This is a genomic window from Microbacterium schleiferi (assembly GCF_020781975.1).
Classification (GTDB): domain Bacteria; phylum Actinomycetota; class Actinomycetes; order Actinomycetales; family Microbacteriaceae; genus Microbacterium.
The window spans coordinates 108,349-122,465 of the sequence record NZ_JAJGNI010000003.1; the positions used below are offsets into that span (position 1 = coordinate 108,349).

10 protein-coding genes are annotated in these 14,117 nt (G+C 66.9%); 6 read left to right on the forward strand and 4 right to left on the reverse strand.

Annotated features, from left to right (window positions below):
• Positions 1 to 3: 3 nt before the first annotated feature.
• Positions 4 to 3,696 carry a multifunctional oxoglutarate decarboxylase/oxoglutarate dehydrogenase thiamine pyrophosphate-binding subunit/dihydrolipoyllysine-residue succinyltransferase subunit gene (locus LL236_RS04520; protein ID WP_228177821.1) on the reverse strand — a complete coding sequence of 1,231 codons (3,693 nt, stop codon included), beginning with the start codon at positions 3,694 to 3,696 and terminating at the stop codon, positions 4 to 6.
• A gap of 175 nt (positions 3,697 to 3,871) precedes the next feature.
• Between LL236_RS04520 and LL236_RS04525 the strand changes: the two genes are divergently transcribed.
• Positions 3,872 to 5,326: a GuaB1 family IMP dehydrogenase-related protein gene (locus LL236_RS04525; RefSeq protein WP_228177608.1), complete on the forward strand. Its 1,455-nt coding sequence runs from the start codon at positions 3,872 to 3,874 to the stop codon at positions 5,324 to 5,326.
• 141 nt (positions 5,327 to 5,467) lie between these two features.
• Here the strand turns inward: LL236_RS04525 and LL236_RS04530 are convergent, their stop codons facing one another.
• Positions 5,468 to 6,421 (reverse strand): hypothetical protein, encoded by a 954-nt coding sequence (locus LL236_RS04530; protein WP_228177609.1) that lies wholly within the window; start codon positions 6,419 to 6,421, stop codon positions 5,468 to 5,470.
• A 347-nt stretch (positions 6,422 to 6,768) separates the two neighbouring features.
• Here LL236_RS04530 and LL236_RS04535 point away from each other — a divergent pair, with 347 nt between their 5' ends.
• On the forward strand, positions 6,769 to 8,094 hold the full coding sequence (locus LL236_RS04535; RefSeq protein WP_228177822.1) for a hemolysin family protein: 1,326 nt from the start codon (positions 6,769 to 6,771) through the stop codon (positions 8,092 to 8,094).
• The gene (locus LL236_RS04540; protein ID WP_228177610.1) at positions 8,091 to 9,158 is read left to right on the forward strand and encodes a hemolysin family protein; all 1,068 of its coding nucleotides are present in this window, start codon (positions 8,091 to 8,093) and stop codon (positions 9,156 to 9,158) included. The genes LL236_RS04535 and LL236_RS04540 overlap by 4 nt, the downstream gene beginning before the upstream one ends.
• A gap of 10 nt (positions 9,159 to 9,168) precedes the next feature.
• Here LL236_RS04540 and LL236_RS04545 read toward each other — a convergent pair whose 3' ends face one another.
• Positions 9,169 to 10,245 carry an NADH:flavin oxidoreductase/NADH oxidase gene (locus LL236_RS04545; RefSeq protein ID WP_228177611.1) on the reverse strand — a complete coding sequence of 359 codons (1,077 nt, stop codon included), beginning with the start codon at positions 10,243 to 10,245 and terminating at the stop codon, positions 9,169 to 9,171.
• A 27-nt stretch (positions 10,246 to 10,272) separates the two neighbouring features.
• Between LL236_RS04545 and LL236_RS04550 the strand changes: the two genes are divergently transcribed.
• From LL236_RS04550 to LL236_RS04560, 3 genes are read left to right on the forward strand one after another with little or no spacing between them, the layout of a single operon-like run.
• Positions 10,273 to 11,124 (forward strand): ADP-dependent NAD(P)H-hydrate dehydratase, encoded by an 852-nt coding sequence (locus LL236_RS04550; protein ID WP_228177612.1) that lies wholly within the window; start codon positions 10,273 to 10,275, stop codon positions 11,122 to 11,124.
• A 56-nt stretch (positions 11,125 to 11,180) separates the two neighbouring features.
• The gene (locus LL236_RS04555) at positions 11,181 to 12,464 is read left to right on the forward strand and encodes a hypothetical protein (RefSeq protein WP_228177613.1); all 1,284 of its coding nucleotides are present in this window, start codon (positions 11,181 to 11,183) and stop codon (positions 12,462 to 12,464) included.
• On the forward strand, positions 12,461 to 12,769 hold the full coding sequence (locus LL236_RS04560) for a thiamine-binding protein (protein WP_228177614.1): 309 nt from the start codon (positions 12,461 to 12,463) through the stop codon (positions 12,767 to 12,769). Before LL236_RS04555 ends, LL236_RS04560 begins: the two co-directional genes overlap by 4 nt.
• A 17-nt stretch (positions 12,770 to 12,786) precedes the next feature.
• Here the strand turns inward: LL236_RS04560 and metX are convergent, their stop codons facing one another.
• Positions 12,787 to 13,992, reverse strand: a complete 1,206-nt coding sequence (gene metX / locus LL236_RS04565) for a homoserine O-acetyltransferase MetX (protein ID WP_228177615.1) — start codon at positions 13,990 to 13,992, stop codon at positions 12,787 to 12,789.
• Positions 13,993 to 14,117 lie beyond the last annotated feature (125 nt).

Consider the following 14,117-nt stretch of genomic DNA (forward strand, 5'->3'; position numbering starts at 1 on the left):
CGTTCAGAGGGTGAGCGCCTTCTGCATGATCTCCGCCTGCTCAGCGGCATGCACCTTGGGGGAACCCGTCGCGGTGGATGCCGCGGCAGCACGCGAGACCCGACGGATCGTGCGACCGTGCAGGTGCTTGACCACTTCGAGGGCGATGAAGGGCCACGCGCCCTGGTTTTCGGGCTCGTCCTGCACCCACACCAACTCGGCGTTCGGGTACTCGTCGATGACGCGGTTGAGGTGCTCGACCGGCGCGGGGTAGAACTGCTCCAACCGCACCAGGGCGATCTCAGGGTTCGGGTTCTTCTCGAGCTCCGACCGCAGATCCCAGTGGATCTTCCCGGCGTGGAGCAGGACCCGCTTGACAGCGCTCTTGTCGATCCCGCGATCATCGTCGAGCACCGGCTGGAACCGGCCTCCCACGAAGTCCTCGACGGGGCTTGTCGCACCACGAAGGCGCAACATCGCCTTCGGAGTGAACACGACGAGGGGCCGCCGCGGACGCGCGTACGCCTGACGGCGAAGCAGGTGGAAGTAGGAGGCCGGTGTCGATGGGCGCGCAACGATCATGTTGTCCTGCGCGCACATCTGCAGGTAGCGCTCGATGCGGGCCGACGAGTGATCGGGGCCCTGACCCTCATAGCCGTGCGGCAGCAGGAGCACGACGCTCGATTGCTGACCCCACTTCTGGTCAGCAGACGAGATGAACTCGTCGATCACGGACTGGGCCCCGTTCGCGAAGTCGCCGAACTGCGCTTCCCACAGCACGAGCGTGTCGGAGCGTTCGACGGAATATCCGTACTCGAAGCCCATCGCGGCGTACTCGCTGAGGAGCGAGTCGTAGATCCAGAACCTGCCCTGCGACTGCGACAGGTTCACTAGCGGCAGCCACTCCTGACCGTTCGCGCGGTCGTGGAACACGGCGTGACGCTGCACGAAGGTCCCTCGTCGCGAGTCCTGGCCGACCATGCGGACGTTCGTTCCCTCCACGAGGAGGGAGCCGAACGCGAGGAGCTCGCCGAACGCCCAGTCGATGCCGCCGTTGCGGCTCATGTCCTGGCGCTTGTCAAGCAGCTGCTGCAGCTTCTGATGCACCGTGAAGCCATCGGGTTTGTTGACGAACGCGTCTCCGATGAGTTGCACGACATCGCGCGAAACTCCCGTTGTTTCGGGTTCGCCGATCGTGTCGATCGAGCCGGTCATCGGGGCGCTCGCCACCTGAGAAGAACCGGTCTCTGCGGCATGCGTCTCGGCGAAGGCCTGCTCCAGCCGATCCTGGAAGTCCTTCTTGGCCTGCTCGTACTGCTCTTCGGTGATGTCGCCGCGTCCCACGAGCGACTCGGTGTACAGGCGGCGCACCGACCGCTTCGCCTCGATGAGGTTCGTCATCAGTGGCTGGGTCATCGAGGGGTCGTCACCCTCGTTGTGTCCGCGGCGGCGATACACGACCAGGTCGATCACGACATCCCGGTGGAACCGCTCGCGGTAGGCGAAGGCGACCTGGGCGACTCGGACCACGGCCTCGGGGTCATCGCCGTTGACGTGGAGGATGGGCGCCTGGATCGTCTTTGCGACATCCGTCGCGTAGACCGAGGTTCGGCCATCCTGCGGCAGCGTCGTGAAACCGACCTGGTTGTTGACGACGACATGCACGGTGCCGCCGGTGCGGTAGGCGCGCAACTGCGACATCTGCAGGGTCTCTACCACGACGCCCTGGCCGGCGAAGGCCGCGTCACCGTGGATGAGGATGGGCAACCACGAGAACGAACCCAGCGGCATCCGATCCTGCTTGGCCCGCGTGATTCCCTCAAGGACGCCATCGACGGTCTCGAGGTGCGACGGGTTGGCCGCCAAATACACCGGAAGCTCTTCACCGCCGTCAGCGACGAAGGTGCCCTCGGTCCCGAGGTGGTACTTCACGTCGCCGGAGCCACGCTTGGAACCGATCGCGACGCGTCCCTCGAACTCGCGGAAGACCTGTCCGTAGGTCTTGCCGGCAACGTTGGTCAGGACGTTCAGTCGCCCACGGTGTGCCATTCCGATCGTGGCCCCGTCGAGACCGGTTTCGGCTGCGCCCTGCAGGATCTCATCCAGGAGCGGAATGAGGGACTCGCCGCCCTCGAGGCTGAACCTCTTCTGGCCGACGTACTTGGTCTGCAAGAACGTCTCGAAAGCCTCAGCTTCGTTGAGCTTGCTGAGGATGCGCAGCTGCTCGTCGTGGCCCGGCTTGGTGTACTTGACCTCGAGGTTCTGCTGGAACCAGGCCCGCTGCTCCGGGTCCTGAATGTGCATGTACTCGATGCCGATCGTGCGGCAGTACGAATCACGAAGTACACCGAGAACCTCGCGCAGCTTCATCGTGCGCTTGCCCCCGAAGCCGTTGGTGACGAACTCTCGGTCGAGGTCCCAGAACGTGAGTCCGTGCGACTCGATCTCGAGGTCGGGGTGAGTGCGCTGCTTGTATTCGAGCGGGTCGATGTCGGCCATGAGGTGGCCGCGAACGCGGAAGCTGTTGATCAGCTCTTGAACGCGAGCGGTCTTGTCGATTCGCTCGGCGATGTCGACGTTGATGTCGGCATTCCAGTGGATCGGCGCATAGGGGATGCGCAGCTCCGCGAAGATGTCTTCGTAGAAGTGGCGCTCACCGATGAGCAACTCGTGGACCTTCTTGAGGAACTCTCCCGAGCCGGCACCCTGTATGACACGGTGGTCGTACGTGCTCGTGAGGGTGATCGTCTTGCCGATCGCCAACTCGTTGAGGGTCTTCTCACTCGCGCCCTGGAACTCGGCTGGGTACTCGAGTGCGCCGGCGCCGACGATGCATCCCTGCCCCTTCATGAGGCGCGGGACCGAGTGCACGGTACCGATGCCGCCGGGGTTGGTGAGCGAGATCGTCGTGTTCTGGAAGTCCGCCGCGGTGAGCTTGTTCTTGCGGGCGCGGGAGACCAGGTCTTCGTAGGCAGCCAGGTACTCGGCGAAAGTGAGGGTGTCGGCGTGCTTGATGCTTGGCACAAGCAGTGCCCGCGTGCCGTCGGGCTTCGGGAGGTCGATCGCGATACCGAGGTTCACATGGGCTGGCGCGACAACTGACGGCTTGCCGTCGATCTCTGCGTAGAACACGTTTTGGCTGGGGAACTCGGTGAGAGCGCGGATGATCGCCCACCCGATGAGGTGCGTGAAGCTCACCTTTCCGCCGCGGGTGCGCGCCATGTGATTGTTGATCACGATCCGGTTGTCGATCATGAGCTTGGCGGGGACGGTGCGCACGCTCGTCGCGGTGGGAACAGTGAGCGACTCATCCATGTTCGCCGCGAGAGTCTTCGGCATCCCCTTGAGGACCGTCACCGTGTCCTCGGACGGCGAGGCGTCCGATGCGGCGCGCGCGGTGTCAGGGGCCTGCGCCGGAATCGGTTGGGCGGAGGCAGGCCGCGCGGTCGTGCGCGCTACGGGCTGCGAGCCGATCACGGGCGTGGGTGCGGTCACCGGATGCGCATCGTTCGACGACGGCTTCGCAGCTGCGCTCTCTTCGGAGGGCTTGGCGCCGTTCTCGGCTGCGGAGTGGTAGGCCTCAAGTACCGGCCACCAGGCCTTATCTACGGAGTTGCGGTCTTGCCGGAACTGTTCGTAGAGCTCTTCAACGAGCCACTCGTTGGCACCGAACTCACTTTCGTTCGACACTCCGACGCCGGTCACCTGACTCGACACGTTAGATCGCCCGCTTTCGTCACGATTGTCGTCGCGGACCATCGTCGTCGCGCCCGCGTCGTTCAACAGTCCAGCGTAGTCCGTCTGAACACCCCGGCAGGCCATCCGAACCCTGGGCTGCGCCGCGAATTGGTCACGATTCCGCTGAGATCATTGACCGGTACGCTTGGCGCACATGGAGTTCTACGGTGATGCGCCGGCCTTCGACCTGACCTACTCGGACGTCTTCCTCGTTCCTCGCCGATCGGGGGTGGGCAGCCGACTCGAGGTGGACCTGTCACCGCGGGATGGGACCGCGGCCACCGTCCCACTGGTCTCGGCGAACATGAACTCGGTCACGGGTGCGCGCCTTGCCGCGACGCTCGCGCGCCGGGGCGGTCTCGGCGTTCTTCCGCAGGACCTGCCTCTGCAGGAGCTGGACGCCGCGATCCGCTGGGTCAAGGACCAGCCCGCTGCCTGGGACACCCCGCTGGTGCTTCCCCCCGACGCGACGGTTGCCGACGCAACGACGCTGCTTCCCCCGACGGAGGGCTACGGGGTGATCGTCGCGCAGCCCGCCGACCGTCTCATGATCGAAGACGTTCAGGGCATCGTCACCGCTGTCCGACTCGGATCTGCCCTCCCTGACGCTCGGCTGGGCGATCTCGCCCGTGGACGACCCGCGTCGGTGGACGCTGATGACATCGAGTCGGCTCGGCACGCGTTCGACGTGATCGTCGCCGCCGACGCCGAGATCGTCTGCGTCGTGCACCACGGACAGGTCGTCGGCACGCTCTCGCGTCGGAGTGCCCTGCGCGCGACGCTGTACCGGCCCGCCGTTGACCGAGACGGTCGCCTGATCGTCGCGGCAGCCGTGGGAATCAACGGGGACGTCGCGGGCAAGGCTCGAGCGCTCGTGGCCGCGGGTGTCGATGTTCTCGTCCTCGATACCGCGCACGGACATCAAGAGGGGATGCTGGCGGCGCTGCGAACAGTGTCGGCTCTCGATCTCGGTGTTCCGCTCGTGGCGGGCAACGTGGTCACCAGCGCCGGCGTCGACGACCTGGTTGCGGCCGGTGCAAACATCATCAAGGTCGGTGTCGGACCGGGGGCGATGTGCACGACGCGCATGATGACCGCCGTGGGGCGACCGCAGTTCTCGGCTGTCCACGAGACTGCGCTCGCCGCTCGCGCCGCCGGTGCTCACGTGTGGGCTGACGGCGGAGTGCGCTACCCGCGCGACGTCGCCCTCGCGCTGGCAGCCGGCGCGGCATCCGTCATGATCGGTTCGTGGTTCGCCGGGACGATCGAAGCTCCCGGGTCGCTGCAGCGCGACGCTGCCGGCAACCTCTACAAGGAATCGTGGGGGATGGCCTCGACGAAGGCGGTCCAGGCCCGATTCGGTCGCCTGGATGCCTACGAGCGGGCCCGTAAGAAACTGTTCGCCGAGGGGATCTCGTCATCGAAGATCTACCTCGACCCGCAGCGTCCCGGCCTCGAGGACCTCATCGACATGATCACCTCGGGTGTGCGCTCGTCGTTCACCTACGCCGGCGCCGCCTCGGTCCCCGAGTTCCACGAGCGGGCCCTCGTCGGCCTGCAGTCCGCTGCCGGCTATGAAGAGGGGAAGGCGCTCCCGGTCAGCTGGTGATGTTCGTCGTCCGGTGATCCCTCGAGTGCGGCAGAAATGTGCAGCTGCGGCGGATAGAAGCACAGCGGCTGCACACAACTACCGCATACGGATGCCGGCAGCCAGCGAACACGCGTGCGTGCTCCGCTCGGCGGCGAGCGGTCAGGGGCGCGGCAGTGCGCTGCGCAGTCCGTCGCCCGTGAGGATGTCGTAGAGGCGACGCGGACGCTCAACATCCGAGCGGTCCCACCGCGAGAATCCACGCACTTCACGTCGAATCTCGTTCTCCCGGTTCTTCTCGTCGATCACCGCGTCGGCTGCATCGTGACCTGGGCGACGGAGCGCGGCATCCCGGTACTTCCCTTCGCCGTCGAACTCGCCCCAATGATCAGCCTCGGGAAAGTAGAAGTCCGCGAACACGAGTCTTCCGGTCCGCAACATGCGCCGCTCTTGCAGCCGGGGTCGAGGGAACCCCAGGCGCGCGAGCTCGACCCGGCAGTGAGATTCGCGAACGTTCGCCGCTCCGCGTTCCGCGAACGACAGCACCCGTAGAGCTCGGACCTGTCCGCGGTGGTGCGCATCGCGAGTCCACAGCTCGTGAATGGTGTCGATGTCGGTGAGTTCTCCACCCGGCCGATCCGCCCAGATCGCTTGATCGACGCTGGCGACGGCGGGAAGAAACCGAAGCGAGCGGGCGAGATCAAGCGCGGTCTGTGCCGGCGTCGTGATCATGTGACGACCGAATGGCATCACCTCGAGCGTCCGCCGGTCGCGGGTGTGGCGGCGAACGACGCCGCTGGAGCGCCCGCCCGTTGCAGGCCCGCAGGTCACATCGACGGCCTCTGGCCAGGGATCCAACATGTCGATGCCGTGCTCCGCTGCCGCCGCCGCGTACGAGATGACGGCGCCGGGCTCAAGACGACGCGCGACTTCGTGAACACGCACGCGGTGGCGCTCGATTGGGGTGAGTATGAGCCAGTGATCGGAGCGGACAAACGCCCCGGGTGCGACCTTCACCCAGGTGCCCTCGTCCAGGGCGCGCCGCAGGCGACGATTATCCAACGGTTCCATCCGCTCGGAACGGCGGATCGTGTCGATCTCGGGCAGTGGGCGCACGACAGCATCCTCGGATCGCGGGCCGCGCGGCATCCTCGCGGGCAGTGCGGAGGTGGATGCGCGCCCGAACGCTCGCGTAGGGGAGGAGACCCGGTCCTGTGTAAGGTGGCAGCGCACGGGGTGGGTCGGGCACGCGTGTCTGGTCAGTGCTGCAGTTTCGTGCGGATGCTGCGCACAGATGCGCCGCCCGTGCGCAGAAGTGCCGCACATGTGGGGATCAGACAGGTGCGTGCCGATGCCGTCCGGGTGTGGACGTTCGGCGGGTAGACTCGTCTCACGATGGACGACCCTCCGAGTTGCCGACGATCGCCCCACCGACCCGCACCCCAGACCGGGGGTGATGCGTGATGGAGTTCATCATGCTGGGGGTGGGGCTTCTGCTCACGATCGGCACGGGACTGTTCGTCGCCAGCGAGTTCGCGCTGGTCAACCTTGATCGCGCCGACCTCGAAGCGCGCCAGGCAGCGGGGGAGACGCGCCTTTCGCTGACGATCAGCGCGCTGAAGATCACCTCGACACACCTCTCCAGCGCCCAGTTGGGCATTACGCTGACCACGCTGCTCACCGGTTACACCATGGAGCCGGCGATTTCGAGTCTGCTACGCCCGGTCTTCACTGGGTGGGGCTGGCCGGATGCCGTCATCAGCCCGCTCGCCGCCATCATCGGTGTGGCGATCGCGACGATCTTCTCGATGGTGATCGGCGAACTCGTACCGAAGAACTTCGCCTTGGCCGTGCCTCGGCAGACGGCGAAACTCGTCGTGCCGTTTCAGACCGCGTTCACTACCGTCTTCCGGCCGGCGATCGTCGTGCTCAACGGGAGCGCCAACGCGTTTCTTCGCGCCGTAGGCGTCGAACCGAAGGAAGAGCTCTCGGGTGCGCGCTCGGCGGAGGAACTGTCGAGCCTCGTGCGCCGCTCGGCCAGCGCCGGCGTCCTCGAGCAGGACACCGCGTCGCTGCTCGACCGTTCCCTCACCTTCGCGCGCCTGACCGCCGCCGATGTCATGACGCCGCGGCCGAGCGTTCACGCGCTCGCCGCGGACGACTCCGTCGAGGACGTCATCCAGCTCGCACGCTCGACCGGTCACAGCCGCTTTCCCGTGTACGAGGAGTCAATGGATGACATCGTCGGGATCGCTCACCTGAAGGCCGCGGTGGGAGTGCCGCGCGGCAAGCGGGGAACCGTTCCGGTGGGGGCGATCGCGACCGAGCCGCTGCGTGTCCCCGAAGCGGTGCATCTTGACGCGCTCCTGGCCGAGCTTCGTTCGCGCGGATACCAGATGGCTATCGTCGTCGACGAGTACGGCGGTACAGCCGGCGTCGTCACCCTCGAGGACCTCGTCGAGGAGATCGTCGGTGAAGTCCTCGACGAGCACGACCGGCGCCGCACCGACATCGTGCGCATCGACCGGGATGTCGTGTTCCCCGGTGAGCTGCGGCCCGACGAGGTTCTCGATAGGGTCGGCATCCGCATCCCCGTCGGCGACGTGTACGACACCGTCGGTGGCTACCTCATGAGCGAACTCGAGCGGATCCCGGTCGTCGGAGACACCGTCGAGCTCGAGGAGGGGACCCTTTCGGTGGAGCGGATGGCAGGCAGGCGCGTCGACCGGGTTCGGTTCGTTCCCGCCGCGCTTCCCGGTGAGGATGCCGACGAGGAGGTGTCCTCGTGAGCGACTGGGCAGGCCTGGCATGGCTGGTCGTCCTGTTGGTGGCCAATGCCTTCTTTGTCGGTGCGGAGTTCGCTGTCATCTCGGCACGCAGATCGCAGATCGAACCTCTGGCCGAGCGCGGCTCACGCGCCGCCAAGACATCGCTCTACGCGATGGAGCACGCGACGCTCATGCTCGCGACCTCGCAGCTGGGGATCACGATCTGTTCGCTGTTGATCCTGAACGTCTCGGAGCCGGCGATTCACCACCTCTTGGCGGTGCCGCTCGAACTCACCGGGCTGAGCTATGCGGTAGTCGATGTCATCGCCTTCGTGATCGCCCTCGTCCTGGTGTCTTACCTGCATGTCGTGTTCGGCGAGATGGTGCCGAAGAACCTCGCGTTCTCGGTGCCCGATCGCGCGGTTCTGATGCTCGCGCCGCCGCTGGTGTGGGTGTCGAAGGTCTTCCACCCGGTGATCGTCACGCTCAACTGGATCGCGAACCACGTCGTGCGGTTGTTCCGGGTCGAGCCGAAGAACGAAGCGACCTCGACCTACACGCTTGAGGAAGTCGCGACGATCGTCGCCCAGTCTCGTATGGAGGGAGTGCTCGAGGACACGGCAGGAACGGTCGCCGCAGTGGTTGAGTTCACCGAGAAGAAGGCGCGCGATATCGCGGTGCCGCTCGCAGATCTGCTGACGCTGCCGCAGAACACGACGCCGAAGCAGATCGAGCGCGCAGTCGCCAAGAACGGGTTCTCGCGGTACGTCATCGTGGACCCCGCCGGTGTCCCGCTCGGCTACGTCCACCTGAAAGACATCCTGCGCGCTGCCGAGGGTGAGGGCGCCGCGACCGACGTCGTGAGGCCGATCGATCCGGCCCGCATCCACCACATGGTGCCGGTGACCGAGAACACCGACCTCGAGGATGCGCTTGCGCTCATGCGCGAGCAGGGACGACACCTGGCTCAGGTTCGGGATGCCGGCGGCACCATCACCGGCGTCCTTTTCCTCGAGGATGTCATCGAGGAACTCGTCGGCGAAGTGCAGGATGCCACGCGCCGCGGCTGGCGGAACGAGCGGTAGCGGTTCGCGCTCACCTCGTCCGCATCAGGCGGGCTCGCTCGTATTGCGCCGGCCAATAGTCGATGTCGACGTCGAGTTCGGTCGCGGCGCGAAGGGCGAAGTGGGGATCGCGAAGCCACTCGCGCGCCGCCATGACGGCGTCGGCTGCGCCCGAGGCGAGAACCTCCTCGGCCTGCGCGCCCGTCGTGATCATGCCCACGGCGCTCACAGGGACCCCCGCGAGCTCGCGCACCTCGCGCGCGAACGGCACCTGATAGCCGGGCCCGGCGATGACCTGCTGGTGGGCGACGAGGCCGCCGCTGGAAATGTCGATGAACACGGCACCGCGCTGAGCAGCCCACGCGGCGACAGTCGCCGTGTCTGCCACGCCCCAGCCCCCTTCGGCCCAGTCCGTGGCAGAGAACCGCACCATTACCGGGGTGGTGGGCGCGGCGACGCGGACCGCGTCGATCACCTCGAGCAGCAGGCGGGCGCGGTTCTCGAGCGAGCCGCCGTATGAGTCGGTTCGCTGATTCGACAGGGGCGAGAGGAACTCGTGGAGCAGGTAGCCGTGCGCGGCGTGCACCTCCAGTACATCAAAGCCCGCCTCGACGCTGCGACGGGCCGCATCGGCGAAATCCTTGACGACCCGCGCGATTCCGTCGGCATCCATCTCCTGCGGAACGGCGTAGCCGTCGTAGGCGATCGCTGAGGGTGCCAGCGCCTGCCATCCGCCGTCGGCTATCGGCACCGAGCCGCGGCCTGCCTTCAGGGGCGACCACGTCGACGCTTTCCGACCTGCATGCGCGAGCTGGATGGCGGCAAGAGCTCCGCGAGAGCGGATCTCGGAAGCGATCGGTGCCCAGGCGTCACGCTGCTGGTCGTTCCAGATCCCGGTGTCGTCGGGGCTGATCCGCCCCTCCGGGCTCACGGCGGTCGCCTCGGTCATCACCAGATCCGCGCCTCCGCTCGCGAACGAGCTCAGGTGCGTCAGATGCCACGTGTTCGGCATCCCGTCTGTCGAGCTGTACTGGCACATCGGAGCTACCCACAGGCGGTTGCGGGCCCGCAGCGAACCGATCTCGACAGGGGTGAACAGCAGACTCATCGATTCTCCAGAGGTAGGGTTGCTCGCATGTTGCGGTCATGGGGGGCAGATGACGCGCGACGCGTCCTGGGGAGACCAACCGCGGGCGACGACAAGTATTCCCGCGGGGTCGTGGGGCTTCGCACCGGGTCGCAGCAATTCCCCGGCGCCGCCGTGCTCGGGGTCGAGGGCGCCTGGCGCACCGGCATCGGCATGGTTCGCTACCTTGGACCGTCGCGGGCCACACGGCTCGTGCTGGCACGGCGTCCGGAAACCGTGACGGCAGAGGGGCGCGTGCAGGCCTGGGTCATCGGGTCGGGCACCAGCGTCGAAGCCCGCACGGATGCCGAGACGCGCGCGGTGCGCAACATTCTCGACGGGTCAGATCCCGTCGTCGTCGACGCAGGCGCGCTTGATCTCGCGGCATCGGCGACAGCGCCGGCGGTGATCACACCGCACGCCGGTGAGCATGCGAAGCTCCGCTCCGCGCTCGGGCTCGACCCGGATGACGCCCGGAGCGCCACCAGCGCGGCAGAGACCGCAGCCACGCTCGGAGCAGTTGTGCTGCTGAAGGGGGCCACGACCGTCGTGGCATCGCCGGAGGGTTGGGAGTGCGCGATCGAGGCCCCGACGTCGTGGCTCGCAACAGCCGGGACCGGAGACGTTCTCGCGGGGATTCTCGGCTCGGTCACGGCCGGAGCCGCTGCGCGGCGCGCGTCGGTGTCACTTGCCGCATGTGCGGCGACCGCGGCCTGGCTGCACGGTCAGGCCGCCCGTGCAGCGTCGGAGTCGGTTGCTGGCGGACCGATCACGGCGTTGGATGTCGCAGAGCACCTCCCGCCCGTGGTCGGGCACCTTTTGGCGAGCGCCGAAGCACCCACGGTGCTCAGCGAATCGTGATCACCACGACCAGCCTTGTGACAGGGTAGGCCCCGCCTCTTCCGTAGGATGGTGCCGTGGCACGTCGGGGTTGGATGTGGGTGGCGTTCGCCCTGGTACACGGTTTCGTCGCGGTGGCGGGCTATCAGCTCCCGCACGCACCGATGGGTGATGTGTACCTGGTGTACGAGCCCTGGTCGGGCTGCGCCCTCGGCATGATGGACTATTGCGGGCCGGCCGGGCGGCAGATCGTGGGAATCACGGAGCCGTGGGTCTACCCGGCCCTAGCGCTCGTGCCCATGCTCGCGGCGTGGCTGTTCGAGGCCGCGGTGTCGTACACGCCGGCCTGGGCGATCGTCGTGACGCTCGTCGATGCCGTCGCGTTCGCCGTGCTCCTCGGTGATGCGCGTTCCCGTGGCCGGGCGATTGCCGCCGCGTTCTGGCTCACGTTCATGGTCGCGCTCGGCCCGGTCGGCATGTACCGCCTCGAAGGAATCACGGTGCCCCTGGCGATCATGGGATGCCTGTGGCTCATTCGTCGGCCGTGGCTCGGATCGGCGCTGCTTGCTGCAGGCACCTGGATCAAGGTGTGGCCCGCCGCTCTGTTGGCTGCGGCCGTCGTGGCGGTGCGACGTCGCCTGGCCATCGTCGGTGGTGCGCTCATCGTGTCGGCGGCCACCATCGCGGTGGTACTCGCTCTCGGGGGCGGACGGTATCTCTTCGGATTCATCACCGACCAGACCGGCAGAGGCCTTCAGATCGAGGCACCGGTCTCGGCGCCATACATGTGGTTCGCGGCACTGGATGTTCTGGATTCGAGGGTCTACTACGCCAGCGACCTGCTCACCTTCCAGGTCAGCGGCCCCGGCGTGAACGAGGTGATCGCAGTCATGACGCCGCTGCTTGCGGCATCCGTGCTGGCGCTCCTGCTCCTCGGACTGTGGGGCGTTCGCCGCGGGGCGCCCGTCGTCCGCCTCTACCCCGCACTGGCCTTCGCGCTCGTGCTCGCCCTCATCGTCGTCAACAAGGTCGGCTCGCCCCAATACATGACATGGATCGTCGCGCCGATCGTCCTCGGGCTCGTCATCGACCGCGCTACGTGGCTGCGCCCCGCGGCGTTTGCCATCGCGACGGGCCTGCTGACTCAGATCGTCTACCCGATCTTCTACAACTTCCTCATGACGGACCATCCAGCCCCGGGGGTCGTCGCCTTGCTCACGGTGCGAAACCTCGCCCTCGTGGTGATGTTCGTCTGGTCGGTCATCCACCTGGTGCGCGTCGCCCGCAACCCCGAGTCCGGTGCAGGCCGATTGGCATCACACAAACGTCCTGCATCCGTCATCGAAAGGTCTCCCTCATGATTGTTGCCTTCTCCGTCGCGCCCAGCGGCACAGGCCGTGCCGACGGCTCGGTTCACGATGCCGTGGCCGCAGCAGTGCGGATCGTTCGCGAATCGGGTCTGCCGCACCGCACCTCATCGATGTTCACCGAGATCGAAGGCGAGTGGGATGAGGTGTTCGCGGTCGTGAAGGCTGCGACCGAGGCTGTCGGCGCGTACGGTTCCCGAGTCTCGCTCGTGCTCAAGGCCGACATCCGTCCCGGCTACACCGGCGAACTCGACGGAAAACTTGAGCGCCTCGAGCAAGCCCTCAGCGACGAGTCCTGACACCGCAGACTGCGCCGTCAGCTCTCCAGGAGCCGGCGCAGGTGGACGCTCACAATAGGCGTCTCGATGAGGAAGCCGTCGTGGCCGAAGTCGCTCGAGATGACCGCCGCCTGATCGCCATCGAGGCTCGTGCGGATGCCGCGCGCGATGCGATGCTGACCCTCGATGGGGAATAGTCGATCGCTGTCGATTCCGACCACGAGGGCTGTAGCAGTCACGCGGGCTAGCGCATCCTCGATGCCGCCGCGGTCCCTGCCCACGTCGTGCGAGTTCATCGCCTCCACGAGGGTGATGTAGGTGTTGGCGTCAAAACGGCGGGTGAAGCGGTTGCCGTGGAAATCGAGGTACGACTCGACGGCGAACCGGCCGCCATTGCCGAGGGGGCTGACCTCGGACTGCCACGAGCGTTGGAAACGCTGGTTGAGCTCGGTGGGTGACCGGTAGTTCAGCAGTGCCATGCGCCTGGCGAGCGCAAGTCCGCGGTGCGGGCCGTCTCCGTCGGCTGCGTCGTAGTACTCGCCCCCTTGGAACCGCGGGTCGACCCGGATCGCATCGAGCTGCACGGAGTTGAGCGCGATCTGGTCGGCGGTGTTCGCCGGAGGCGCCGACAGCACAGCTACCCGTGCGACCCTGTCGGGGTATTCGATTGCCCACTCGAGCGCGTGCATCCCGCCCATCGACCCGCCGATGACCGCGGCCCAGACGTCGATGCCGAGGGCATCGGCGAGCTGCCGCTGCGCGTGAACCTGGTCGCGGATCGTGAGGTACGGGAACCGTGCCGCCCACTCGTACCCGTCGGGCGCGATCGTCGCGGGCCCCGTCGACCCCTGGCATCCGCCTAGCATGTTCGGCGCGACCACGAACCAGCGGTCAGTATCGATCGCGCTGCCGGGGCCGACAATCCCGTCCCACCAGCCATCGGTGGCATGTCCGGGACCGGCGGGCCCGCGCACGTGCGAGTCGCCGGTCAGCGCGTGCAGGATCAGGATCGCATTGTTGCGCGCGGGGGAGAGCTCACCCCACGTCTCGAAGGCGAGGCGGTAGGCCGGAAGCTCGGCGCCACCCTCGGTCCGAAAAGCGCCGAACGCAGCAAAGTGACGATCTCCGGCGGGGTCGCCATCGCGCCATGCTCCTGTCGCGGGGGGCCTTCCCAGGAGCAGGCGCGCGTCGGCTTCGGTCACGGGCGAAGAGGGCACCGTGTCTTCCGAGGTCTGCCAGTCCATTCGCCCATTCTCCCGGGTCAGGCGCGGTTCCCGTCGCAATATGACGTTCCCCGCGTCCGGACTCCAACGCCGAAGGGTCGCAACTCGCCGCAGGATCTGGGATCGGTGCGGCGTGTTGCGACCCT